Consider the following 24,290-nt stretch of genomic DNA (forward strand, 5'->3'; position numbering starts at 1 on the left):
AGCAATATTCGCGTAGTATAACCGCTGACTGAAATTTGATTGAAATGTTCAACTTCAATAATAGGTCTACGCATATGTACGCTTCCCAAAAAACACTTGCTTTCCTTCTGCTCGGTGTATTTACATTAGCAGCCGAAGCTGGCGGCGGTGCAACTGCCCAAAAGCAGCCCCGGGTTAAACTGCAAACCAACTTCGGTAATATTATGATCGAACTCAACCGAGAAAAGGCTCCTGTTTCGGTGGAAAATTTTCTCCGCTATGTCAGCGAAGGCTTTTACGATAACACCTTATTTCACCGGGTGATTGATAATTTCATGATTCAGGGCGGCGGTTTCGATACCGATTTTAAGCCCAAGCCAACCCATTCCCCCATACAAAATGAAGCAGATAACGGGCTTAAGAACGAAGAAGGGACTCTCGCCATGGCGCGAACCTCTGATCCCCATTCAGCAACCGCGCAGTTCTTTATTAATGTTGCCGACAATGATTTCCTCAACCATCGCAGCAAAGACCGTCAAGGTTGGGGCTATGCTGTTTTTGGCCGGGTTGTGGAAGGCATGGAGGTGGTCAATACCATCAAGAAAGTGAAAACTGGCGCCAAGGGACACCACCGGGACGTACCATTGGAACCGGTAATCATCGAACAAGCTACCATTGTGGCCGATTGATAATTAAAGGATTGCGTGGCCACATTTTTTATTTCCGATCTCCACCTAGGATCGGGTAAGACTGAGATTCAATCCCAGGTCCTAGAGTTCCTCTCCCAAGAGGCACTTCATGGAGAGGAGCTCTATATCCTAGGCGATCTGTTTGACTATTGGATTGGAGACGACGCACCCACCACGGAGGGCTTGGCCATTACCCAGGCCCTCCGCCGCTTATCTGATACAGGAGTCAACCTCTATTTCATCCCTGGAAACCGGGATTTCCTAGTCGGTCGGGCCTTTGCTCAAGCAAGCGGTTGCCGGATCCTGCCAGACCCTACCCTTATCGACCTTTACGGAGTTCCTACTCTATTAACCCACGGGGATATGCTCTGCACTGATGATGTGGCCTACCAAAGAGCCCGGGCCCGGCTGCGCCGACCCCTATTCCTTCGCACCTATCTGGCGCTGCCTAAATCCTGGCGCGGCGCCATTGCTCGGCACCTACGCCGCCAGAGCCAGGCACACACCCAACAGCAGTCCTTGACCATCATGGATGCTAATCAAGCTGCGGTTGAAGCAGCCCTTCAGGCCCACGGGGCCAAACGAATCATCCATGGCCATACCCACCGCCCGGCAGTACACTACTTTTCTGTGGATAGCCATCCCAAGCAACGTATCGTGCTTGGGGATTGGGACCGGGGGAAGAGCATCCTAACCTGCACTGGGGAGGGTTTTCACTTCCTTGATCCCCAGATACCAAAACCCCGATTCAATCATCTTCTCACCGCTTAACCGCTTAAGGGTGAGCCGCTACTTTTCGCTCCAAGAGATTAGCGAGAGCCTGGGGGCGGACGAAACCTGGTAATGTGGAACCATCTTCCAGAATCAAGGTGGGAGTGGCGTTGACCCCTAATGATTGGCCGAGATTGAACTGCTCAGCCACGGGATTATCGCACTTAGCGGTATTCTCCACCGGCTTGCCTGCTTTGGCCTGGGTGATGGCCTGATGGCGATCCTTGGCACACCATACCTCTACCGCTTTGTCATAGGATGAAGAGCCAATACCGGCTCGGGGAAAAGCTAGATAGCGGATTTTGATCCCCAATTCACTATATTCGTCGATATGCCGGTGCAATTGGCGGCAGTAACCGCAGTCAATATCGGTAAAGATGTTCACCGTATGCTTTGCCTGCTCAGGCCCAAACACAATCATATTTTGCTCATCAAGGCCCTCAATGGCTTCAGCCCGCATCACTTTCAACCGTTCCTCGGTCAAATTGGTTCGATTCGCTAGATCAAGCAGCTGCCCTTGCATGGCGTAACGGCCATCCTGACTGATATAAAAAACCTGCCCCTCTACCACTACCTCATAAATGCCAGGAATGGGCGCAGCTTTGATACTCTGAGGCTGCACCCCCGGTGCCCACTTTTGTAGGGATGCCCGAACCACCTCTTTCTCTTCATCCGCTGCCGCAGAAAAGGAAAGGGTTACCAATACCCCTGCGAACAGAAAGCCTAGTATTTTTTTTCCCATCATTACATCCTAAGTTAATCGCGGAAATTCACGTACTGCAATGGTAACTCCAAATTAGCCTCTCGCAATAAGGCAATCACTTGCTGTAAGTCATCTCGTTTCTTGCCTGAAATTCGCACCTGCTCTCCCTGAATGGCAGCCTGGACCTTGAGTTTACTCTCCTTCACCATTTTGATAATTTTGCGGGCAGTCTCTTTATCAATACCTTGGCGGACTCGGATAGACTGACGGGCACGTTTCCCCGAGATTTCCGGCTCTTGAGCATCCAAACAACCCACGTCCACCCCTCGCTTAGCGAGCTTAGTATCCAATATGGTCCGCATCTGCTGAAGTTGAAAATCACTTTCAGCAATCAGTGTGAGCTCCTCCTCTGACCCCTCGATCCGAGCCTCGGTTCCACGAAAATCGAAGCGAGTGCCAATTTCGCGATTAACCTGGTCGATAGCATTTTGCAATTCGTGCTTATCGACTTCAGAAACCACGTCGAATGAGGGCATTTAAATTTCCTCCTCGAAATGGGTTAACTTCATCTTGCAGTATAGCACTGAGCCCATTAGGTACCCTATGATGGTCTTTATCCGCGGGGATGGTGCTGTTGATGGAGCTGCTGTAAACGAGCCCTCGCCACATAAGTGTAGATCTGGGTGGTGGAAAGATCCGCATGCCCAAGCAACATCTGCACCACCCGCAGATCCGCCCCATGATTGAGAAGATGAGTCGCAAAGGCGTGGCGCAAAGTATGGGGTGAGAGCGCTTTCCGAATACCGGCCTGGCGAGCATAGCGTTTAATCAAATACCAGAAAGCTTGCCGGGTCATGGCACTCCCACGCCGGGTAAGGAATAAGGTTTCGCTCACCTGAGCCTTGAGTAACTCCGGGCGCGCTTCGCGAGAATAACGCTCAAGCCAACTCAATGCTATTTCACCTAAAGGCACGAGGCGTTCTTTATTGCCTTTACCGCTTAAACGCACGACTCCCTGCCGGAGGTTCAATTGAGGCAAGGTTAAATGGACCAACTCCGAAACCCGCAGCCCGGTGGCATAGAGGGTTTCCAGCATTGCCCGATCCCGCAACCCTAGATTACAGTTGACCTCTGGCGCAGTCAGCAAAGCTTCCACTTCTTCTTCACTCAATGACTCGGGCAAAGGTCTCCCCAACCGAGGGGCCTCAACCCGCTCACTCGGATCGCTATCGCGGACTTTTTCCCGCACCAGATAGCGATAAAAACGACGCAAGCTAGAAACCGAACGGGCCGCACTCCGAGCTTTGCTACTCATTCTCAAACGGTGTGCTAAATAGGCCAGCAGATCCTCTCGTTGCGCCTCAACCAAGGTCCGCCCCTGGGGGTACAACCACCGGGAAAAGCCCTCTAGATCCCGGCGATAAGCCGCTAAGGTGTTCTCAGCCAACCCTTCCTCTAACCAGAGGGCATCCAGAAAACATTCTAGTTGTCTTTGGTCAGCCGATAGACACGACCTTTCAAGATTTCCGGGCACCCTGGGCCTCATGCTGTAACAACCATGCCTTAATATCCAACTGAGGACCTTCCATCGCTCCGCTGTAGCCTCCTAAACCTTGCCTAGAAACCACCCGGTGACAGGGGATAAAAATGGGTAAAGGATTTGCGCAGCAAGCACCGCCTATGGCCCGCGCGCTGGTGTTTAATTCTTTAGCCAGCATGCCATAGCTCACCGTCGAACCTGAGGGTATGGTACGCAAAACTTGCCAGACTCGCTTTTGAAATGACGACCCCTGGGGGAGGAGGGATAATGTAAACATGCTCTTAGAATCGGCAAAATAGGCCTGAAGTTGAGTGAGGGCTGCTTCTATAACTGGATCACAGGGAAGACATTCTGGAATGTCTGGCTTTAGAAAATCCAGTCCAGTCAAAACATTCCCGGAAGCCAATAATCCCAACTTACCAAGAGGAGTAGTAATAATTGCTCCATAACCAGAATCTGCCCTAGCCATATAGCCTTACTCCAAAATCAAAAAGGCACTTCAGGTTGAAGTGCCTTTTTGATCTCATTTATCCAATTTAGCGTTAAATTTTTTCCTTAATACGGGCGGCCTTACCCGTCCGTCCCCGCAGATAATAAAGCTTAGCACGACGCACATCGCCCCGACGCTTGACCTGGATGCCTGCCAGGGTAGGGCTATGGGTTTGAAAGACGCGCTCAACCCCCTCCCCATGGGAAATTTTGCGCACGGTGAATGAAGAGTTGAGGCCACGATTACGCTTGGCAATCACGACTCCCTCGAAGGCCTGTAGGCGCTCCCGATTACCCTCCGTCACCCGAACTTGCACCTGAACCGTATCCCCTGGATTAAATTCCGGTAAATCTTGCTTTAGCTGTTCCGCTTCAATCGCCTTAATGACATTGTTACTCATGTTGATTCCCCATATTCTGCTTGATACTCCCGAATAAATTCAGCAAGCAAGTGTTGCTGCTCTAAATTCAATATCCGCCCGCTTAACAAATCTGGCCGCTTCAGCCAGGTCCGACCCAGTGCTTGCTTTAACCGCCAACGGCGGATAGCTTCATGGTTGCCGCTCAGTAATACGGACGGCACCCGACGCCCCTCAATCACCTCCGGGCGGGTGTAATGGGGACAATCAAGCAAACCATTCACAAAGGAGTCTTGCTGCGCCGACTCCGTTGCACCCAGCGCACCAGGCAATAACCGCACCAAGCCATCGATCATCACCATAGCTGCCAGTTCTCCGCCACTTAGGACATAATCCCCGATGGACCATTCTTCATCGATTTCCACATCGACGAGGCGCTCATCTACTCCCTCGTAGCGTCCCGCCACGAAAAGTAGGGCCTTTTGGGTTGCTAATGCCTCCAATCCGGCCTGATCTAATCGCCGCCCCTGGGGGGAAAGATATAGGACGCGACATCCCTCTCCTAATTCGGCACGTCCGGCGTGAATGGCATCGCGGAGAGGCTGAACTCCCATCACCATACCGGGACCTCCGCCATAGGGCCGATCATCCACGGTACGATGTCGATCATGGGTAAAGTCCCTTGGATTCCACAAATTTAATCCCACGATCCCCCGCTTCAATGCACGCCCCGTCACCCCAGAATCCCACAATACATGGAACATGGAGGGGAAGAGGGTGACCACGCCGAGACGCACCGCTGACTATCCTCACAGGGTATTAAAAAATCAGAAATCCGGATTCCAGTCGACCCGCAGCAGCCCTTGTTCTAGGTCTACTTGCTTGATGATGGTATCCTTTCGAAAGGGAATCAATCGCTCCCGCTCTCCCTGAACAACGAGCACATCGTTTGCTCCCGTCTCAAGTAAACGCTCGACCCGACCCAGCTCAACCCCTTGTACTGTGCTCACTTGCAGCCCAATAAGGTCAGCCCAGTAATATTCACCTTCCTCGGGGGGAGGCAACTGATCCCGATGGATGGCAATTTCACAACCTATCCACTGGGTTGCCGCATCCCGGTCGTCGATACCTTCTAGGGCAACCACAATCCCTTTACCTTGGGCACGCCCTTCAACCAGTCGCCGCGCTATCCACTCTCCGTTTTGCTGCAAATACCAGGGCCCATAACGGAGAATATTATCCCGAGGTTCCGTATAGGAATAGACCCGAACCCAGCCCTGGACTCCGTATACCCCCGAAATACGCCCGACGAAAAGATAACAGTTATCGTCGGCTGGGCCCTGCACTAGCTCCACCGATAAGCGGGCTCTCTTAGGACGAGTGGGACTTAATCAAATGGGCGACCCGCTCGGAAGGTTGGGCCCCCTGGGATAGCCAGTAGTTGACCCGCTCCATATCGATCTGCAAAGGAACTTCTCCCCCACTGGCAACGGGGTTGAAATAACCTAGCCGCTCAATATGGCGCCCATCGCGCTTATTGCGTTTATCAGCTACCACGATACTGTAGAAAGGACGTCTCTTCGCCCCCCCTCTTGCCAAGCGGATTGTTACCATTGCACGTCTTGCCTCGTTTGCACTCTATTGTTACTGAAAACCGACAGATTTTACGGGAAATTTACAGGCTTGAGAAGCATAGGTTCAAAAGGGCATCCCTGGCGGCATCCCTCCTTTCATCCCCCGCATTAACTTAGCCATCCCTCCTTTACGGGACATCTGCTTCATCATTTTTTGCATCTGAGTAAACTGCTTGAGTAAACGGTTGACTTCTTGGACTTGGGTACCCGAACCAGCTGCAATACGGCGTTTACGAGAGCTTTTAATAATCTCTGGCCGTTGACGCTCCTTTGGGGTCATGGAATTAATAATCGCCTCCAGACGGGCCAGATCCCGATCATTAACTTGTTCAGCGGCACCTGCAGGTAAATTAACTCCGGGGAGTTTATCCAATAAACTGGAAATTCCACCCATTTTACTCATTTGCTGTAACTGTTGACGGAAATCCTCGAGATCAAAGCCTTTACCCTTCTTCAGCTTTTTGGCAAATTTCTCCGCCTTATCTTTATCAAGCTTCTCCTCTACCTCTTCCACCAAGCTGAGGACATCCCCCATACCCAAGATGCGGGAAGCCAAGCGGTCCGGATGAAAGAGCTCAAGGGCAACCGTTTTCTCCCCTACCCCTAAAAATTTGATAGGTTTGCCGGTAATTTGGCGGATAGATAAAGCCGCCCCCCCGCGGGCATCACCATCGACCTTGGTGAGAATAACGCCCGTTAGCGCCAGGGAATCATTGAAAGCCCGAGCCGTATTGGCCGCATCCTGCCCGGTCATACTATCCACCACAAAGAGTGTCTCAACCGGCTCTACTGCCCCGTGTAAACGCTTGATCTCTGCCATCATCTGATCATCCACATGGAGACGACCCGCCGTATCGATAATGAGCACATCAAACAACCGAGTACGAGCCTGTTGAAGCGCACGCTGGGCAATAATGGCTGGGTCTTGGCTAGCTTCGCTAGGGTAAAATTCCACCTCCACTTCCTTGGCTAGGGTCTCAAGCTGCTGAATCGCTGCTGGCCGATAGACATCAGCACTAGTCACCAGCACCGACTTCTTTTGCCGCTCCTTCAGCCACCGGGCAAGCTTGGCTACGCTGGTCGTTTTCCCCGACCCCTGCAAACCCGCCATTAAGATAACGGCAGGAGGACGAACATCCAGATTCAGGCCTTCTGCAGCCTCCCCCATGACCGCCATCAGTTCTTCATGGACGATCTTGATAAATACCTGGCCCGGTGTCAGGCTGCGCAGAACCTCCTGTCCAATCGCCCGTTCCCGAACCTTAGCGACAAAATCCCGCACCACGGGTAAAGCGACGTCCGCCTCCAGTAAAGCAACGCGCACCTCACGTAGGGTGTCTTTGATATTGTCTTCGGTGAGGCGCGCCTGGCCTCGTAACCGTTTCAGAGTTTGGCCAAGACGCTCCGTCAAGTTATCAAACATCAAACAACCCCATAAAAATGTCTATAAAACCTTAAAAAAGAGGTATAATTATAGCGTGAATATTTCTTATCCAACAGGCATTGGAGTTCTCCATAATTGCAACACGTAAGCAGTTAACTCCGACCTCATAAAAATTCAAACTGAAACGACTGCTGACCCCTGCTTGAATTTAGCTATTTACCATTTATATAGAAGCCTTCATGACAAGGAACGGTTCCCTTTAAGGAAGCCGAGCGTTATGGGATGATGGGACTTTCCTGGTTAATAAACCCGATTGAGATGTTGCCGATACCGATAGAAAGCCTGCTTGGAATTCTCTGCTATTGCGCTGCAGGCATCACCGTAGGCTGGTATTTATTAAATGTAAATGCCAAGAAAAGCAAGCGAAATGCTAGCAAACGGCTAGCAGCTCTGTTGGGGCTTAGTGGCGTCGTTTTTCATGGTGTCGTGCTAGCGAACCGCCTCTTCACGGCGTCCGGCATCAACCTTAGTTTTACTGATGCCCTATCCGCCGCAGCTTGGCTGATGGCCCTGCTATTACTAGCCACTAGCCTCAAAGAACCTATAGAGAACATGGGTATTGCCGTTTATCCTTTTGCGGCAATTACGTTAGGGGTACAAAACCTATTTCCGTCCCAGCATATTGTCATTGAATTCGGGACTGAAGCCAACATGGTCAAGCCGCTAGAAATCCATATCTTAATATCCCTGGTGGCCTATAGCCTCTTTGCTTTGGCGGCCGTACAGGCCATCTTGCTGGCAGTCCAAAATAAGCAACTTCGAAACAAGCACCCAGGCGGTTTTATCCGTGCCCTGCCCCCATTGCAGACAATGGAAAATCTCCTGTTTCAGATTCTCGCGGTGGGGTTTGTACTACTTTCACTGAGTCTTTTTAGCGGCATTCTTTTTCTAGAAGATTTATTTGCCCAACATCTGGCTCATAAAACCGTATTCTCAATCATTGCTTGGCTGGTGTTCGGGATCTTGCTCTGGGGGCGTTGGCGCTTCGGCTGGCGAGGACCTATGGCGATCCGCTGGACTCTTAGCGGTTTTTTCTTTCTAATGTTGGCCTATTTTGGCAGCAAATTGGTACTAGAAATTGTATTACAACGCACCTAGTCTTATGATCGCTGTAGATTGGATAATGGTAAGCACCACCGTTTAAGGATACGGCGGTGCACCCTTGTAGAGAACAAACACAACCAACCTATATCATTGCCGCTCGTTACCACTTAGCCTCTTGTGACAAGTCTTAGTTTCTTGGTAGATGCTTGATGAAATCCCCCTAGGGCTTCTGCTTGCTGCACTGGCAGTGCTATTGCTGATCTCCGCTTGTTTTTCCGGCTCAGAGACAGCATTAATGAGCCTCAATCGCTATCGGCTGCGACACCGAGAAGAAGCCCAACATCCAGGGGCAATACGCGTTGCCCGCTTACTCAGGCGTCCCGATCGGCTTATCAGCCTCATTCTTCTCGGCAATAATTTTGTCAACATCCTGGCCGCCTCAATTGCCACTATCATCGCTGTGCGGCTATTGGGGGATGAAGGAATTGCGGTAGCTTCCATCGTCCTCACTATAGTGGTACTACTGTTCGCCGAAGTCACCCCTAAAACTTTGGCTGCTTTACACCCAGAACGAGTGGCCTTTCCCGCCGCCTATGTCCTAGGCCCTTTACTGAAACTGCTTTATCCTCTAGTCTGGCTTATCAATGTCATCGCTAATGCCTTGCTTGGCCTATTCGGCGTCCATCCCCACAGGGGGACGACGACTACTCTGAACCAAGAAGAACTGCGGGTAATTCTGAGCGAAACCGGGTTACTCGTACCTAAGCGACATCAGCGTATGCTACTGAGTATTCTCGACTTGGGGAAAATGACCGTCAATGACGTCATCGTGCCACGCCACGAAATCGATGGCATCGACATCAACAGCCCGGTAGAGACGATTGTTAATCAACTGACTCACTGCGCCCACACCCGTTTGTATGTCTACCAAGACAATATTGACCATGTTGTTGGTATTCTGCACCTGAGAAAGGCGTTACACCTCATCGCCAATAATAATTTTAATAAAGAAAGCTTGCGGGCCATCATTAAGGAACCCTATTTCATCCCTGAAGGGACTTCCTTAAATCTCCAACTATTGAATTTTCAACGAGGCAAACGACGGACTGGCTTAGTTGTGGACGAGTACGGTGATATCTTGGGCTTGGTTACCCTGGAAGATATTCTGGAGGAGATTGTGGGCAAATTCACTGTGGATGACATTGGCAGTGAACGAGAAATACACCCTCAACCTGATGGCAGCTATTTGATTGCTGGCAGCAGCAATATCCGGGAATTAAACCGCACCATGCAGTGGGACCTCCCTACCAACGGGCCAAAAACCTTAAATGGTCTCATTATTGAGTATCTGGAGACTATTCCCAATCCGGGGATCAGTTTACGCCTTGGCCGGTACTTTATTGACATTGTCCAAACCAGTGGAAATGCAGTACGTACCGCCCGGATACGGCCTCCCCAAGATGAAAATGGAAAAGATGTTGAAAGCAACCCTCCCGCACCCCCTTCCGATTCCCCTCAGGCCTAGACTTATAGAATAACCTCATTTCTCAATCGAGCCCCTCATGATTTTCCCCTCCAGACCGAACAAATCAAGTGATCTCTAAATCAATGCGGGATAAGAGAATTTGTAAACAACTCCTGACTGAAGTCAGAATATTATGGTAGTCCAGTGAAATGAGGGAAAATTTTCGGCTGACTGGGCTTGGATTCCATTTCGAAATGAAAGCCAAGCCCCAACCCAGTTCCAAGACATCAGATTCCTCTGACCCGTTTCTGCTGTCCACTCCCCAGTTGTTGGATGATAAAAATCCGCTGGTAGAGACCCGTGAAAGCAAAGTAAGACAATGGATCCGTAAACTGCCGGTGATGAATTTGCTTCACTCTAGCCGGGCCCTGCTAGATGGGCTGACTTTATTAAATGAACAGCCCCTCCAAGAGAAACACCGGGTCCAACTACTCGACCTTTACCGCATTCCTATCAATACTATGCTGCTTAGCTTTGATCCATTGCACTTACGCCAACTCCCTGTCCCCTTGGCAAAACGGGAGCAAGTTGCCCAAAATATCGCTCAGCTCCCCCTAATGTTGGCAAACGGCTATAAAACGGTTGTTAAACAAGGATATCAGCTAGATCACAGGCCGAGTAAGAACAAAACACTACTGCTCGCCGCCATCCGAGCCTGCGAACAACTAGGCTATGCCCTGTTACATCTATTTCGCATCGCTCACCCAGTCCCCCCCCAGCTCTATCTTGAACTTAATCAGCTCTATCGCTACGCTGAACACCACCAAGTTCTGTACCAGCTACCCCATGCCGCCACACGGGCTGGCATTGACAAAGATATCGCCACGATCTATAAGCGTTTGATGCTGTTAGCTATTATTGATCCATCCCGGCTATCCGAAAGAGAAATTCTATCGACCTATGAATTACTAGAGCGGTTATTAACCCATGTGGAAATCTCTCCCCCTCACGGACCTCTTGAAGGGCTCGAAAGAAAGTGCTGCTTTATCGTTGATCTCAACAGTGATCATCCTCCTAGGGCCTTAGTCCCTCATGGATTTACTTCAGAAAACCAAAACCTCCGCCTTTTTAACACCTATTCCCTACTTCGTAAGGTGGGGGAATTGCTGCATCAGGCTGAACACCCCTCAGCCCAACGAATGCCCAAAATAGATGTCCAGTTGCTGCGACATCTAGCGCCTTATCTCAATGCCTCCTACCAACGCCCCTCCCCGGGTAAGTCATTACCCAACTAGGAATTTATAAGGAATTAATTTATGAAGAAATTTTTAAAATTTCTCTTCTCGACCTTCCTTGTGATTATTCTACTCATTGTGATTGCAGCTGCCGTTCTACCTTTTATCATTGACCCCAATGATTTCAAACCGCAGATTACCGCCCAGGTTAAAAAAGTCACAGGTCGAGAACTTACCCTCGGGGGCGATATCGATCTCAGCCTCTTCCCTTGGCTAGGAGTCGCCCTTAAAGATGTCAGTCTCAGTAACCCTCCCAGCTTTGAAAAAGCCTCCTTTGCTAAAGCGGCGGATATGGAAGTTCGGGTCAAGCTGTTGCCCCTGCTGGAAAAGCGCGTGGTAATGGACACGGTAGTGCTGCGCGACCTTGATCTCAACCTCGCTCGTAACGCCCAAGGGAAAACCAACTGGGAGGATCTGCTGGCAGAGAAACCCCAGGAAGCGCCCCCCGAGGCCAAACCTCCCGAAGAGGGAGGAACCCCGCCTCCTCTTGCAGGCATTGCCATCGCCGGTCTCAAAGTCGAAGCGGCCCGCATCCATTGGCGTGACGAGGTGAAAGATGTCCGCTATACCATCAAGCAACTGAACTTAACCACCGATCCCCTGGTGCCCGGGGAACCGACCCAGATGAAACTGGCATTTGACTTTGACTTAAGTCAGCCGGCAGTCCATGGGCACCTGGATTTTGGTGGCGAAGTGATGGCCGATATGGAAACTAACCATTACCGTCTCCAAGATACGGATCTCAAGCTCACCGCTGCCGGCCCAGCGCTGCCTATTGAACAACTGGCGCTACAGCTAGGGGCTAACGTAGACGCCTTACTGGCTAAACAGCAATTGACCGTGAGCGATCTCAAACTCACCAGTCAAGTGAAAGGACCGCAAGAAGTGCAACTTGCCCTGAACACTTCCCTGGAAGGGGATCTTGCAGCCCAACGTTATCGTTTCCAGGGCCTCCAGCTAGAAACCCAGGTTAAAACTCCCCAATTTCCCGAGCCCGTGAGCGCTACCCTGGCCACGACGGCGAATATGGATCTCAATAAAGGAACCTTAACCCTACAAGACCTCGCCCTAGCCACCCTCGGCATTAATCTAAACGGCCATATGGATGGCACCCAGATATTGACTGAACCTCGTTTCAGTGGCCGCCTTGTCAGCAACCAATTCAATCCTCGTCGTACGGCGGAAGCGCTAGCCTTGGAACTTCCTCCCACCGCGGATGAATCAGCCCTCAACCAGGCCCGTTTGGCGCTGAAATTCTCCGCCTCACCCCAGGATTTCGACGCCCAGGGGCTAGTACTCAAATTAGATGACAGCACTCTGAAGGGAGCGATGAGCGTACACAACTTCCAACAGCCAGCCATCCACTTCGACCTGGCCCTCGACACCATTAACTTGGATCGCTACCTGCCGCCATCTTCCGAGGAGGCATCCCAACCCAAGCCTCCTGTCTCTCCTGGCGCTGGCGCGGCAACCGGTGCGGGGGAACTCCCCCTAGAGACTTTACAGGCCCTCAATGCCAGCGGGACATTAAAGATAGGCGAGCTTATTGCCAGTGGTATTCACAGCGAAGGTATCCGCATTACCTTGGAAGCCAAAGAGGGGTTAGTAAAACTTCATCCTTTATATGCTAACCTCTATCAAGGCACTTACACGGGTAATGTCCGCCTAGATGCCCGCAGCGCCCCCCCCAAATTGGCCATTGATGAAAAACTTGAGGGGATTAAAGCCGGCCCCTTGCTCAAAGATTTGATGGGTGAGGACAAAATAGTGGGCACTGCCAATCTCAATGCCAAACTAACCGCTACTGGCGCTACTCCCGAGGCTATTCAGCGGACTCTCAATGGTACCGCCGGGTTTTCCTTTAGGGACGGGGCCGTCAAAGGCATAAACATTGCCCGTCTTATCCGGGAGGCCAAAGCTGCCTTGGAAGGCAAATCCCTCCCCCCCAGCAGGGAACCGGAACAAACCGATTTTACCGTTTTGGAAGGAACCATTAAAGCCACCAATGGCCTGCTAAAAAATAATGATCTGAATGCTCAATCCCCTTTTCTCCGGGTTCAAGGCCAGGGAATGGTTAACCTCATCCAGGAGCGGCTGGATTATCAATTAGGGATCGCGATTGTCAAAACCCCCAAGGGTCAGGGGGGAAAAGGATTATCTGAACTAAAGGGCATCACCATTCCCCTCAAGGTTAGCGGCCCCTTTGACCAACCCAAATATGGCGTTGATCTGGAGAGCATTCTCAAGGCCCAAGCCGAAAAGCTTATGGAAGAGAAAAAACAAGATATTGAGAAAAAGCTGGAGAAAGAACTGGATAAGCTCTTGGGCACTGAGTCCGGCAAAGAAGCACCTGCTGAAGGGGAAGCCCCGAGCGAAACGCCTTTAACTCCTGAGCAGCAATTAAAGGAAGAGCTTAAAAATAGATTAAAAGGGCTATTCTAGGTCAAAACTCTCGGCGACCATGCTTAACCGGACAACAGAGGCCGCGGTCCAGAATCTGGAAGTATTACGCCACCATTCTGGTTATGTGGTCAGCGGCCAAGTCCGACTGCAAGCTCCCCTGGAGACCGTGCGGGCACGGCTACTAGATTTCAATCACATGGACCGTCTGCACCGAAGCATCCAGGTGAGTGAATTGCAATGCAGCTTTCCCGATGGCCGCCATCGAGTACGGGTCCAAGTCCAGTTTGGTATTCTATGGTTCTGGTTTACCCTCCAGAGTATTCAAGATTTTACTTGGAATGAGCGCACCATTCAGGCCGTAATGCTGCCAGAGAAAAGTGATTTCACTCATGGAGAAATACACTGGGATCTCACGCCTGACAAGGGCGATACCCAACTCCAATTCAGAGCAGAGTTAATCCCCACTTTTTGGGTTCCCCCGGTCATCGGTCCTTATCTCCTTAAACGTATCCTTCCGGAAAAGGCCCGCGAAATAGTACAAAATTTAGAAAGCTGGACAGCTCCATGAGCAGGACTTTCAGTCAACACTTGCTCACCTGGTTTGACACCCACGGACGCCAAGATCTGCCTTGGAAACACAATCCTACGCCTTACCGGGTCTGGATCTCGGAAATCATGCTACAGCAAACCCAGGTAGTCACCGTCATTCCCTACTATCAGCGATTTATCAAACACTTTCCCGATATGCCGACCCTTGCCCAAGCCTCTGTGGATGAAATCTTAGGGCTATGGACAGGGCTAGGTTACTATGCCCGGGCCCGTAACCTACATCGAGCTGCCCAGTTGGTTTGGGAATCCCATGGCGGCGAATTGCCCACAACCCTGGAGGCACTCATGGAGTTGCCGGGGATCGGGCGCTCCACTGCTGGTGCTATTTTGACCCTGGCCCTTGGTCAACGCCACCCTATTTTGGATGGCAACGTCAAACGAGTACTAGCCCGACAGGAAGCCATCCCAGAGTGGCCAGGGCAATCAAAGGTAGAAAAACAACTCTGGCAACAGTCCGAGAAACTTCTCCCCCAGACGCGCGTTGCAGACTATACTCAGGCCATCATGGATCTAGGTGCTACCGTTTGCACCCGGCGCCATCCCCGTTGCCCTTCCTGTCCAGTCAAGGAAACCTGTCGAGCCTATGCCCAAGGGAACCCGGAGGCCTACCCTCGTCCTCGCCCCCGCAAGCGCTTACCCCTGCGTACCACCCGCATGCTGCTGCTGCTCAATGATCAAGGAGAGGTATTATTGGAACGCCGCCCGCCCGTCGGACTCTGGGGGGGATTATGGAGCTTTCCTGAGTGTCCCCCCCAAACAGAGGTGGCCCTTTGGTGCCAGGAACAGCTCGGCTGGCCAATCGAAGAGATGATGACTTGGCCTCCTGTGCGCCATCATTTCACTCACTTTACCCTCCATATCCAACCCGTCGTAGCTCGCATTCAAGGCCAGGGATGCCAAGTCATGGAGCCCAGTGACCAGGTTTGGTGTAAAATGGGGACAATGTCTAAGCGCGGCCTCCCAGCTCCCATCCTACGGATGTTGGCGAGACTGCGTGAACAATTAGAAGGAATATCACCATGAGCCGTACTGTACATTGCGTCAAACTAGACCAGAAAGCTGAAGGTTTGGATTTTCCCCCTTATCCGGGGGAATTGGGCAAGCGTATCTACGAGCAGGTTTCTAAAGAAGCTTGGCAGATGTGGATGAAACATCAAACCATGCTGATCAACGAATACCGCCTGACCCCCGTCGATCCCAAGGCCCGGCAATTCTTGGAACAAGAAATGGAAAAGTTTTTCTTTGGTGAAGGTTCGGCACCCCCCCAGGAATACGTGCCACCTGAGCAACAGTAAACTAGACACGAGCACCGACAGGGCGGCTTCTTAATTTCTCATCCCCTGATTAATCCTAACGCCTTCCCCCTTTTAGGGGGAAGGCGAGGATGGGGGTAAAGAGAAAGTATAGGGCGCCGGGTCCAGAATAGGCTCCCGCCCCAGGAGGATATCCGCCAATAAACGCGCCGATGCCGGACCGGTCACCACGCCATTGCGGAAGTGGCCGGTATTGACATAAAGCCCCTTAAGGGTGAGATGTTCCCCAATGTAGGGAATACCCTGAGGTGAGCCGGGGCGCAGTCCTGCCCACTGCTGTTCCACAGCTAGCGATTTCAGCGCAGGGACCAAGATATGGGCGGCATCGCGGAGTTCCTCCAGCGCTTCTGCCGTGGTGGACTTGTCGAAACCGACGTATTCTACGGTACTCCCGGCGAGGATATGCCCATCCCGGCGTGGTATCAAGTAACGCCCCTGCCACATTACCATCCTTGACAACAGCCCTGGTTGTCCTCGAAACAGAATCATTTGTCCCCGTACCGGTTCTACCGCCAAGTGAACCCCAATTTCCGCCAATATTTGCCCACTCCAGGCTCCTCCCGTGACCACTACCCGCTCTGCGGTTACCGAGCCCCTTTGGGTAGCCACCCCAGTCACAATCTGATTGCGAATCAGCAAGCCTGTCGCTTCAACCCCTTCTCGCATATCCACCCCCAGATTCTCCAAACTCTGCCGTAACGCCCGCACCAGCCGGGGATTGCGCACCTGAGCCACCCCAGGCATCCACAAACCAGTGGTTCCCGCGTCCTCCCCTAAGGCCTGCTCCCATTGCTTCAGGCCAAATTTGTCCAGGACTTCCAGTGGCACCTCCCAGCGCTCGGCCCAATCCCGCGCTTGAGATTTTTCCTCCACTTCCAGCATTAACAGGCCGCTAGGAGTCCATTCAGGATCCGCCCCACTTTCTTGCCAAAGACAATGGCAAAGGGCCTCATAGCGGGGTTGGCTCCAAGCAGCAAGGGCAGTAACTTCATCCGGATAGCGCCAAGGATAAAGGGGGGAGAGAATACCCCCTCCCGCCCAGGAGGCCTCCTGTCCCGCCTGACCCCGCTCCAGCAAAGTGACTTTCAGTCCACTCAAATGTAATTCACGGGCTGTCAACATCCCGATAAGGCCGCCACCCACGACCACTACATCATACATCCTTCTTTCCTTATCCATTTTACAATCCCAATGACTGCACGCAATCACCTCACCTGAATTATACCTAGGGAAACGATAGGACTACGGCTTAAGTTACGACGATTTTTGCCGATCAAAACCTATAAATGGAAGTTTTGGGCACTCCTAACAGAGGGCAATAGCCCCAAACCCGGGTGAATGGAGGCATTGATCAAATTTTTTCCAAGGCCAAAAACAAATTTGCAGAGTGCCTCACATCTCGCTCTAAAAGAGCCGATATTCTAGGCATAAATATTTACATGCTTTTTTTTCATCACTGGCTAACAACACAATCTAAGCCACTATGAATAACACCGTATGCATTTTTGGGAAAGGCCTTAGAGGTTTTACCTTAGTGGAGTTAATCATCACTTTGGCCATTGCTGCAATTCTAGTCACGATGGCGGTTCCAAGCTTTCAGGGAACCATCAGAAACAACCGAATGGTGGCCCAAACCAATGAATTCATCACCACTTTAAATCTCGCCCGTAGCGAAGCAGTCAAGCGAGGGCAACGCATCACTATATGCAAAAGCACTAACAGCACGGGCTCTTCACCAGGGTGTAATACTTCAAACGACGTTGGCTGGGATAGCGGTTGGATCATATTTGTCGATGCCAACGAAGATGCCATCCTAGATACCGGAGAAACCATCCTGCGTGTCCACGAAGCCCTGGAGGGAGGTCCTAGCCATAACCTCACGGGAAATACCCATGTAGCTAACTACATTTCCTACATCCCCAATGGGACCACGCAGCTCACCGATGGCGCGCTTCAAATGGGCACCGTCACCCTTTGCCATCCTCCCAAGGCCCGCCAAATCGTCATCAACAGCACGGGCCGCGTCCGCTCAACCGAGGCGACTTGCTCATGAAGCATTACTCTGCACCCATACGCCTGCAACCTCATGCAAAAGGTTACTCCTTACTCGAAGTCCTCATCTCAGTAGTGATCCTGTCGATTGGACTCCTAGGGCTCGCGGGGCTTCAAGCCACTGGTTTACGCAATAATCACAGTGCCTATTTGCGCAGCCAAGCCACCCTGCTGGCCTATGATATCTTCGACCGGATGCGGGCTAATCGCACCGCCGCCTTAAATGGCAGCTATAACCTCGCCATCGACGCCACCCCTGCAACTCCCCCCAAGGATTGCACTGCAGTGAACTGCGTAGCCACCGAATTAGCAGCTTACGACCTCAATGATTGGATTCAAAATCTCACTACCGCACTACCTGCGGGTGACGGCCAGGTTAGCCAACCCGCAGCGGCTACTCCCAGCGTAGTCACCGTTACGGTGCAATGGGACGATACCCGGGGAGTCGGTGATCCTAAGCAATTTTCCATGAGTACTGAGCTATGAATCCCCGGCATTATTTCCATTCACAGCTCAAGCAACAAGGTCTCTCAATAGTTGAACTTTTAGTTGGGATCACGGCGGGCCTCCTACTTACAGCGGGGACCATCCAGATCTTTGTCAACAGCAAACAGGGCTACCGGGTTCAGGAAGCGCTCTCCCGACTCCAGGAAAATGGGCGCTTTGCCATCAACTTTATCAGCCGCGATATCCGCAGCGCCGGGTTTTTTGGTTGCGCGGGGAAATCCAGCCGGATTGTTAATACCCTTAATAATGCTGACCAATATGCTTGGAATTTTTCCACTGCGCTGCAAGGCTTCGAGGCCACCGACTCCAGCACTTGGATTCCTGTCCTTGACCCTATCATCACTAGCCCCCTTGGTGGCCGGGATGTGATCACCCTTCGCCATGCTATTGGAGAATCCACCCAAGTGGTTCACCATCCTGGAAACCCCCATGGAGACCCTGGCTCTGCCGATATTCAAGTTGATCCGGGCAATGGTCTCAGCCAATTCGATATTGTCATGGTTTCCGATTGTATCGATGCGGCCATCTTTCAGATCTCCAGCACTAGCCCGGATACTTCAGGCAGCCTCGCCCATAATACCGGAGTCGGCACCCCTGGCAATGACACCAAAAAATTTGGGAAAGAATACGACAATTCCGGCTCAGTGATACGACTGGCGACCACCACCTATTATATTCGCACCAACTCCCAAGGCGCCCCAGCCCTGTACCGAAAAGAAGACGCCGACCCCTCCCAAGAACTCATCGAAGGGGTGGAGGATATGCAGATCCTTTTTGGGGAAGACACCGACGGCAACCGGGAGGCGAATGCTTACCTGACTGCGGATAACGTTACTGCCTGGAATAATATCATTAATGTACGCATCAACCTGCTGCTGCAAACCTTAGAAGACAATCTGGCCGCTACTCCCCAATCCTACACCTTCAATGGGGCCACCATTACCCCCAACGACAGGCGGCTGCGCCGCGTATTTACTGCCACCGTCAATCTAAGAAATAGAGCGCTATGAATCCAACCCACCCAACTTATCCATCACAACAGGGCGCCACCCTCATCATCAGCCTCTTGATGCTGCTGGTTCTGACCCTAATTGGGGTGACCGCCATCCAAACCACCACCCTGGAGGAAAAGATGGCCGGAAATATGCGCGACCAAAACCTGGCCTTCCAGGCTGCTGAAGCGGCCCTCCGGACGAGCGAGGATTGGTTAGGGCAACAGATCACCGAGCCTATTCCCCAAAGCAGTTGCAGCACCCCTCCTTGTGATCTGGTGTGGCAACTCAATGCCCTCAATGGGGGCGACTTTCTCGACATCAATTGGTGGAAAACCAGCGCTGACACGCGTAGCTATCGTAATGCCACCCTGGTCGAGGTCAAGACTGCTCCCAAACACCTGATCGAATACCACTCATTTATCAAAGACAGCCTAGTCATCGGCAGGCAGAGCGATGAAGTGGGAAGGCATACCTATCGAATTACCGCCCGGGGAACGGGGGGAACAGACAACGCTCAAGCCATTATCCAGACCACCTATACCCGTCGCTTTTAAGGATTATAAAATGATGGAAAAGTATCGGCTTAAAATCACCGCTTATTCCATAGCCACTACCGCCGCCCTGGGTTATTTTGGCAATGCCCAGGGAGCCGATCTTGACCTCAGCAATTCACCGCTATTTCTCACTGACAATGCCTCTCCACTGACCATGCTAGTGATGGGAAAGGATCACAAGCTTTACTATGAGGCTTATAACGATGCTTCTGATCTCAACGGGGATGGCACTATCGAGGTTGGCTACCAGCCAATGCTGGTCGATTACTACGGTTATTTCGACTCCTACAAATGCTATCTCTATGACAGCAGCGACAACCGCTTTGAACCCAGCGCCACCACCAGTGACAAGACCTGCGCCAATGCTTGGAGCGGGGATTTTCTCAACTATCTCACCACTTCTCGCATGGATGCCCTCCGGAAAGTGTTCTATGGGGGGCATCGGGACGTCGATACGGCCTCAGAAACCGTTCTGGCTGGGGCTTTCATTCCCCAAGATGCCCATAGCTGGGGCAAAGAGTATACCAGTACTGCCGTGGATGGTTATGACCTCAGCCAATATGCGCCGCTTACCTTACCTACCTCGGGAAATCGGCACCTGTTTGCCGTCACCAGCCTTGCCGACGGAAACGTCCCCGTCCTGCGGATTCTGCAAAACCGAACAGAGCGTATTTGGGAGTGGGTCAGCAAACAGCGGCCCGTTGCCGATGACTCTTTAGGCACGCCGACCGATTACCCCATCCGGGTGTTGGCCTGCGACTCCTCCTTGCTAGAAGAAAATTGCCAACAGTACGGCTCCTCATCTTATAAACCCACCGGGTTACTGCAAAAATACGGCGAAAATGACAGCATGTATTTTGGCTTGCTCACTGGCTCCTACGCCAAAAACACTTCCGGCGGGGTATTGCGAAAAAATATGGGGAGCATTACCGATGAGATCGATTCCAGCACCGGCGTTTTCACCTCCACCAATGGAATCATCAAAACCATCGATAACCTCAGGATTATTCAATTTGACTATGGTGACCATTCCTACAGCCCGGGATGGCCAAATGCTCCGGGGCAGCCAAGTGCCTGGATCACCACCCGCCCCATCAATGAAGGGGAACAACCCAATTGGGGTAATCCCACCGCCGAAATGATATATGAAGGCTTGCGCTATTTTGCCGGCAAAGCATCCCCCACTAGCGACTATGCCATCTCATCCAGCACTACCCCGGATGCGGACTTAGGGTTACCCGTCGCCAGCTGGGATGATCCTTACGCGAACACCAATTTCCCGGCTTGTTCAAAACCTTTCCAAATTGTCATCAGCGATATCAATCCTTCCTATGACACGGATCAACTCCCAGGGAGCTATTTTTCCAGCTTCAGCGGGGATGTTTCCGGTCTCAACAGCCAAACCCTCGCCGATACCATCTCCAGCCATGAGCCGGATGTCGCTGGGAGTCACTTTATCGGCCAATCAGGCACAGATGCTGATGGCGCCCCCTCGGCAAAAAGTGTCACTAGCCTAGGGAATATCCGTGGCTTATCCCCGGAAGAGCCCACCAAGCTAGGGGGCTACTACGCCGCCAGCGTGGCTTACTTTGGCCATACTAATGATCTCCATTCCGCGGAGGGGGAACAAAAGATGAGCACCTTCGGGATGGCTCTGGCCTCCCCCTTACCGAAAATAGAGATCCCAGTCAATAACCAAACCGTGACCCTGGTCCCCTTCGCCAAATCCGTGGGCACAACTAGCGATTGTGCAGTCAGTGATATCAGTAGCGTCAAGGGAGATTTCCAGCCTACCAATCAAATTGTGGATTTTTATGTTGAGACGGTCACCCCCACTTCTGGTAAATTTCGCATCAACTACGAGGATGTAGAACAAGGCGCCGATCATGACATGGACGCTATTGTGGAATATACCTACCAGGTCAACGATGGCACCGTGGATATCACCCTGGATTCCACCTTTGCCGCCAGCTGTATCATTCAACACATAGGTTATGTGATTTCAGGCACCACCGCCGACGGCGCCTATCTAGAGGTGAGAGATAATGATACCGATTCCACTGAAGATCCCGATTATTTCCTGGACACCCCTCCTGGGGCTACCCCCGGTAGCGGTTGGGAAGATGGTGCCGCCCTCCCCCTAACCACGAACCGCACCTTTACGCCAGGAGTCAGCAGCGCCGCCACCCTGCTAAAGGATCCCCTGTGGTATGCCGCCAAATGGGGCAGTTTTAATGACCGGAACAAAGACGGCATCCCCCAAGGGACGGAATGGGATATTAACAATGATAATACCCCCGATAATTACTTTTTGGTCACCAATGCCCTGAAGTTGGAAGATCAATTGGGCAAGGCCTTTGATGAGATTATCGAGCAAACTTCATCTAACTCTTCGGTTGCCCTCAATAGCGGGGCTATCAGCACCGATAGCCATCTCTACCAAGCCCGCTTCAACAGCAGCACTTGGACCGGACAGCTGCTGGACTTCCCCATTAACAGTGATGGCAGCTTGGGCGCCAAAAGCTGGGAAGCCGCAGAGCTATTAGATACGCTCTCAAGCAACAATCGAAAAATCGTCACTTATAAACCCTCTACCGATAGCGGGATACCCTTCCGCTGGCCCACGGACCCCACCTCCTCTAGCAGCTCCGAGCTTGATGTGGACCAGTCCTCGGCCTTAGATACCGATCCCGCAACTGGCACTACCGATGGTAGAGGCAGTGACCGCCTTGACTACATTAGGGGTACTGAATTTTCCGGCTTTCGCGAACGGGTTCATAAGCTCGGCGACATGGTCCATTCCTCGCCTGTGTACGTAGACACAACCCCTGCCTTCCGCTACCCCGACACTTTGGAAGGGTCTGGGAATGAGTATTCCACTTTCAAGAGTAATACGACCCGGGACGCGATGGTCTATGTGGGAGCCAATGATGGTATGCTCCACGCCTTCGACGCCACCACCGGTGAAGAACGCTTTGCTTATGTACCGAATGCCGTCATCAAGAACCTCAGCCATTTAAGTGATCCTAATTACAACCACCGCTACTACGTGGATGGGACCCCTACTGTAGTGGACGCCTTCTTCGGTAGCGCTTGGCACACCCTGCTTGCCGGAGGACTTCGGGGAGGTGGTCAGGGGATCTTCGCTCTGGATATCACTACTCCCCCCAGTACCACCACAAGCGAGAGTACCATTGCTTCCAAGGTGCTTTGGGAATTCACCGACACCGATGATCCCGACCTCGGCTACACCTTTAGTGAGCCGAACATCATCCGCATGCACAATGGAAAGTGGGCGGTCGTTTTTGGCAATGGCTACAACAACACTAAAAATGACGGCAGTGCGAGCACCACGGGCAATGCGGTGCTTTTTATCGTGGATGCGGAAACCGGTACGCTGATTAAAAAAATCGATACTCAGACAGGTTCAGCCGACGATCCCATAGCCAGCAACCGGCCCAACGGTTTGGCCACGGTAGCCCCAATTGATGCGAACGGCGATTTTATCGTTGACTACATTTATGGCGGCGATCTTTTTGGCAATTTGTGGAAATTCGATGTCAGAAGTTCCAACATAAGCGGGTGGGAAGTGGCCTATGGAAATTCCAACAATCCCAAACCGCTTTTCACCGCTCAAGCGGCCGATAACAGTTACCAACCCATCACTACCCGTCCTCAAGTTGACCGACATCCCAAAGAAATCGATACCTTTATGGTGTACTTTGGTACCGGGAAATATCTTGAAACCAACGACGACAGCCAAACCGGACAAGCCACTCAAACTTTCTATGGGATTTGGGATAAATTTAACGATAATACAAAATTTATTTCATTTACCCGATCTAGTCTACTCCAGCAAGAGATCGTCAAGGAAATTGCCCAAGCTTTTGATACTGACGGCGATGGCTCCAGTGATACCACCTTTGAGTTCCGGGTTAGCACGGGAAATACTATTGATTGGTCGACCCATCAGGGATGGTATCTGGATTTAGTAAACACCGAGAACGACAACACTAACAATTATGGTGAAAAACAAGTCAGCGATCCGGTGCTGCGCAATGGGCGCATTATTTTCACCACCCTCATCCCTTCCGATAAGCTCTGTGACTTTGGGGGCACCGGCTGGCTCATGGAGCTAAACGCAATTAGCGGTGGGCACTTAGCCTTTACTCCCTTTGATCTCAATAATGACGGAATTTTTGATAACGCCGATTACATCAACGTGGGCGACACTGATGGTGATAGCGAGGATAACCACGTCCCAGCCAGCGGCAAGAAATCAAAAGTGGGCATTATCCCCACCCCAGGCATTATTACTGGCCCAGCAACGGACCCGAGAGTGGAATTCAAATATACCAGCGGCTCGACCGGCAACATTGAGGCCACCCGCGAAAATGCCGGCCCCGGCTATGCAGGCCGCATATCCTGGATCCAACTGCGCTAGC

At 51.7% G+C, this 24,290-nt stretch carries 24 protein-coding genes; 14 read left to right on the forward strand and 10 right to left on the reverse strand.

Annotated elements, in window-relative coordinates:
• The first annotated feature begins 74 nt into the window (after positions 1-74).
• The gene (locus E3U44_RS18425) at positions 75-668 is read left to right on the forward strand and encodes a peptidylprolyl isomerase (RefSeq protein ID WP_134359500.1); all 594 of its coding nucleotides are present in this window, start codon (positions 75-77) and stop codon (positions 666-668) included.
• 15 nt (positions 669-683) lie between these two features.
• The gene (lpxH, locus tag E3U44_RS18430) at positions 684-1,439 is read left to right on the forward strand and encodes a UDP-2,3-diacylglucosamine diphosphatase (RefSeq protein ID WP_134359501.1); all 756 of its coding nucleotides are present in this window, start codon (positions 684-686) and stop codon (positions 1,437-1,439) included.
• 4 nt (positions 1,440-1,443) lie between these two features.
• On the opposite strand, the gene E3U44_RS18435 is transcribed toward lpxH, so the two are convergent.
• The 9 genes from E3U44_RS18435 to ffh form a co-directional block, all read right to left on the reverse strand.
• Positions 1,444-2,184 carry a DsbC family protein gene (locus E3U44_RS18435; protein ID WP_240761656.1) on the reverse strand — a complete coding sequence of 247 codons (741 nt, stop codon included), beginning with the start codon at positions 2,182-2,184 and terminating at the stop codon, positions 1,444-1,446.
• Positions 2,185-2,195: 11 nt separating this feature from the next.
• Positions 2,196-2,678, reverse strand: coding sequence for a YajQ family cyclic di-GMP-binding protein (locus tag E3U44_RS18440; protein ID WP_134359502.1), 483 nt, complete (start codon positions 2,676-2,678; stop codon positions 2,196-2,198).
• A gap of 77 nt (positions 2,679-2,755) precedes the next feature.
• Positions 2,756-3,688 carry a site-specific tyrosine recombinase XerD gene (gene xerD, locus E3U44_RS18445; protein WP_134359503.1) on the reverse strand — a complete coding sequence of 311 codons (933 nt, stop codon included), beginning with the start codon at positions 3,686-3,688 and terminating at the stop codon, positions 2,756-2,758.
• Entirely contained in the window at positions 3,660-4,151 is a 492-nt protein-coding gene (locus tag E3U44_RS18450; RefSeq protein WP_134359504.1) for a methylated-DNA--[protein]-cysteine S-methyltransferase, read from the reverse strand. The genes xerD and E3U44_RS18450 overlap by 29 nt, the downstream gene beginning before the upstream one ends.
• 73 nt (positions 4,152-4,224) lie before the next feature.
• Positions 4,225-4,572: a 50S ribosomal protein L19 gene (rplS, locus tag E3U44_RS18455; protein WP_134359505.1), complete on the reverse strand. Its 348-nt coding sequence runs from the start codon at positions 4,570-4,572 to the stop codon at positions 4,225-4,227.
• Positions 4,569-5,327 (reverse strand): tRNA (guanosine(37)-N1)-methyltransferase TrmD, encoded by a 759-nt coding sequence (gene trmD / locus E3U44_RS18460; RefSeq protein ID WP_134359506.1) that lies wholly within the window; start codon positions 5,325-5,327, stop codon positions 4,569-4,571. Before trmD ends, rplS begins: the two co-directional genes overlap by 4 nt.
• Before the next feature lie 30 nt (positions 5,328-5,357).
• A complete protein-coding gene (gene rimM, locus E3U44_RS18465) occupies positions 5,358-5,885 on the reverse strand; it encodes a ribosome maturation factor RimM (RefSeq protein WP_134359507.1) in 528 nt (175 codons plus the stop codon).
• A gap of 16 nt (positions 5,886-5,901) precedes the next feature.
• On the reverse strand, positions 5,902-6,144 hold the full coding sequence (gene rpsP / locus E3U44_RS18470) for a 30S ribosomal protein S16 (protein WP_134359508.1): 243 nt from the start codon (positions 6,142-6,144) through the stop codon (positions 5,902-5,904).
• 84 nt (positions 6,145-6,228) lie between these two features.
• The gene (gene ffh, locus E3U44_RS18475) at positions 6,229-7,587 is read right to left on the reverse strand and encodes a signal recognition particle protein (protein ID WP_134359509.1); all 1,359 of its coding nucleotides are present in this window, start codon (positions 7,585-7,587) and stop codon (positions 6,229-6,231) included.
• Positions 7,588-7,866: 279 nt separating this feature from the next.
• Here ffh and E3U44_RS18480 point away from each other — a divergent pair, with 279 nt between their 5' ends.
• The 7 genes from E3U44_RS18480 (at position 7,867) to E3U44_RS18510 (ending at position 15,719) form a co-directional block, all read left to right on the forward strand.
• Complete coding sequence (locus tag E3U44_RS18480; RefSeq protein ID WP_134359920.1) at positions 7,867-8,706, forward strand: cytochrome C assembly family protein; 840 nt, start codon at positions 7,867-7,869, stop codon at positions 8,704-8,706.
• Positions 8,707-8,854: 148 nt separating this feature from the next.
• Positions 8,855-10,177, forward strand: a complete 1,323-nt coding sequence (locus E3U44_RS18485) for an HlyC/CorC family transporter (protein WP_134359510.1) — start codon at positions 8,855-8,857, stop codon at positions 10,175-10,177.
• A gap of 194 nt (positions 10,178-10,371) precedes the next feature.
• Complete coding sequence (locus E3U44_RS18490; RefSeq protein ID WP_240761658.1) at positions 10,372-11,412, forward strand: hypothetical protein; 1,041 nt, start codon at positions 10,372-10,374, stop codon at positions 11,410-11,412.
• 21 nt (positions 11,413-11,433) lie between these two features.
• Complete coding sequence (locus E3U44_RS18495) at positions 11,434-13,854, forward strand: AsmA family protein (protein WP_134359512.1); 2,421 nt, start codon at positions 11,434-11,436, stop codon at positions 13,852-13,854.
• Positions 13,855-13,873: 19 nt separating this feature from the next.
• Positions 13,874-14,383, forward strand: coding sequence for an SRPBCC family protein (locus E3U44_RS18500; RefSeq protein ID WP_134359513.1), 510 nt, complete (start codon positions 13,874-13,876; stop codon positions 14,381-14,383).
• Positions 14,380-15,447 carry an A/G-specific adenine glycosylase gene (mutY, locus tag E3U44_RS18505; protein WP_134359514.1) on the forward strand — a complete coding sequence of 356 codons (1,068 nt, stop codon included), beginning with the start codon at positions 14,380-14,382 and terminating at the stop codon, positions 15,445-15,447. Before E3U44_RS18500 ends, mutY begins: the two co-directional genes overlap by 4 nt.
• Positions 15,444-15,719: an oxidative damage protection protein gene (locus tag E3U44_RS18510; RefSeq protein WP_134359515.1), complete on the forward strand. Its 276-nt coding sequence runs from the start codon at positions 15,444-15,446 to the stop codon at positions 15,717-15,719. Before mutY ends, E3U44_RS18510 begins: the two co-directional genes overlap by 4 nt.
• 72 nt (positions 15,720-15,791) lie before the next feature.
• On the opposite strand, the gene thiO is transcribed toward E3U44_RS18510, so the two are convergent.
• A complete protein-coding gene (thiO, locus tag E3U44_RS18515) occupies positions 15,792-16,898 on the reverse strand; it encodes a glycine oxidase ThiO (RefSeq protein WP_134359516.1) in 1,107 nt (368 codons plus the stop codon).
• 322 nt (positions 16,899-17,220) lie between these two features.
• Here thiO and E3U44_RS18520 point away from each other — a divergent pair, with 322 nt between their 5' ends.
• From E3U44_RS18520 to E3U44_RS18540, 5 genes are read left to right on the forward strand one after another with little or no spacing between them, the layout of a single operon-like run.
• Positions 17,221-17,790, forward strand: coding sequence for a GspH/FimT family pseudopilin (locus E3U44_RS18520; protein WP_134359517.1), 570 nt, complete (start codon positions 17,221-17,223; stop codon positions 17,788-17,790).
• On the forward strand, positions 17,787-18,275 hold the full coding sequence (gene pilV, locus E3U44_RS18525) for a type IV pilus modification protein PilV (protein ID WP_134359518.1): 489 nt from the start codon (positions 17,787-17,789) through the stop codon (positions 18,273-18,275). The genes E3U44_RS18520 and pilV overlap by 4 nt, the downstream gene beginning before the upstream one ends.
• On the forward strand, positions 18,272-19,306 hold the full coding sequence (locus tag E3U44_RS18530; RefSeq protein ID WP_134359519.1) for a PilW family protein: 1,035 nt from the start codon (positions 18,272-18,274) through the stop codon (positions 19,304-19,306). Before pilV ends, E3U44_RS18530 begins: the two co-directional genes overlap by 4 nt.
• Positions 19,303-19,845, forward strand: coding sequence for a pilus assembly PilX family protein (locus tag E3U44_RS18535; RefSeq protein WP_134359520.1), 543 nt, complete (start codon positions 19,303-19,305; stop codon positions 19,843-19,845). The genes E3U44_RS18530 and E3U44_RS18535 overlap by 4 nt, the downstream gene beginning before the upstream one ends.
• Positions 19,846-19,855: 10 nt before the next feature.
• Positions 19,856-24,289 carry a pilus assembly protein gene (locus E3U44_RS18540; RefSeq protein ID WP_134359521.1) on the forward strand — a complete coding sequence of 1,478 codons (4,434 nt, stop codon included), beginning with the start codon at positions 19,856-19,858 and terminating at the stop codon, positions 24,287-24,289.
• The last annotated feature ends 1 nt before the right edge of the window (position 24,290 follow it).

The sequence above is a fragment of the Nitrosococcus wardiae genome (assembly GCF_004421105.1).
Classification (GTDB): domain Bacteria; phylum Pseudomonadota; class Gammaproteobacteria; order Nitrosococcales; family Nitrosococcaceae; genus Nitrosococcus; species Nitrosococcus wardiae.

Coding starts and splice junctions, on each gene's coding strand:
- E3U44_RS18540 (WP_134359521.1), top strand. CDS start 19,856: ATGATGGAAAAGTATCGGCTTAAAATCACCGCTTATTCCATAGCCACT.
- thiO (WP_134359516.1), bottom strand. CDS start 16,898: ATGTATGATGTAGTGGTCGTGGGTGGCGGCCTTATCGGGATGTTGACA.
- E3U44_RS18510 (WP_134359515.1), top strand. CDS start 15,444: ATGAGCCGTACTGTACATTGCGTCAAACTAGACCAGAAAGCTGAAGGT.
- E3U44_RS18450 (WP_134359504.1), bottom strand. CDS start 4,151: ATGGCTAGGGCAGATTCTGGTTATGGAGCAATTATTACTACTCCTCTT.
- E3U44_RS18435 (WP_240761656.1), bottom strand. CDS start 2,184: ATGATGGGAAAAAAAATACTAGGCTTTCTGTTCGCAGGGGTATTGGTA.
- rpsP (WP_134359508.1), bottom strand. CDS start 6,144: ATGGTAACAATCCGCTTGGCAAGAGGGGGGGCGAAGAGACGTCCTTTC.
- E3U44_RS18530 (WP_134359519.1), top strand. CDS start 18,272: ATGAATCCCCGGCATTATTTCCATTCACAGCTCAAGCAACAAGGTCTC.
- E3U44_RS18485 (WP_134359510.1), top strand. CDS start 8,855: ATGCTTGATGAAATCCCCCTAGGGCTTCTGCTTGCTGCACTGGCAGTG.
- E3U44_RS18495 (WP_134359512.1), top strand. CDS start 11,434: ATGAAGAAATTTTTAAAATTTCTCTTCTCGACCTTCCTTGTGATTATT.
- E3U44_RS18520 (WP_134359517.1), top strand. CDS start 17,221: ATGAATAACACCGTATGCATTTTTGGGAAAGGCCTTAGAGGTTTTACC.
- E3U44_RS18535 (WP_134359520.1), top strand. CDS start 19,303: ATGAATCCAACCCACCCAACTTATCCATCACAACAGGGCGCCACCCTC.
- pilV (WP_134359518.1), top strand. CDS start 17,787: ATGAAGCATTACTCTGCACCCATACGCCTGCAACCTCATGCAAAAGGT.
- ffh (WP_134359509.1), bottom strand. CDS start 7,587: ATGTTTGATAACTTGACGGAGCGTCTTGGCCAAACTCTGAAACGGTTA.
- E3U44_RS18500 (WP_134359513.1), top strand. CDS start 13,874: ATGCTTAACCGGACAACAGAGGCCGCGGTCCAGAATCTGGAAGTATTA.
- E3U44_RS18480 (WP_134359920.1), top strand. CDS start 7,867: ATGTTGCCGATACCGATAGAAAGCCTGCTTGGAATTCTCTGCTATTGC.
- rplS (WP_134359505.1), bottom strand. CDS start 4,572: ATGAGTAACAATGTCATTAAGGCGATTGAAGCGGAACAGCTAAAGCAA.
- xerD (WP_134359503.1), bottom strand. CDS start 3,688: ATGAGGCCCAGGGTGCCCGGAAATCTTGAAAGGTCGTGTCTATCGGCT.
- E3U44_RS18440 (WP_134359502.1), bottom strand. CDS start 2,678: ATGCCCTCATTCGACGTGGTTTCTGAAGTCGATAAGCACGAATTGCAA.
- E3U44_RS18425 (WP_134359500.1), top strand. CDS start 75: ATGTACGCTTCCCAAAAAACACTTGCTTTCCTTCTGCTCGGTGTATTT.
- mutY (WP_134359514.1), top strand. CDS start 14,380: ATGAGCAGGACTTTCAGTCAACACTTGCTCACCTGGTTTGACACCCAC.
- E3U44_RS18490 (WP_240761658.1), top strand. CDS start 10,372: ATGAAAGCCAAGCCCCAACCCAGTTCCAAGACATCAGATTCCTCTGAC.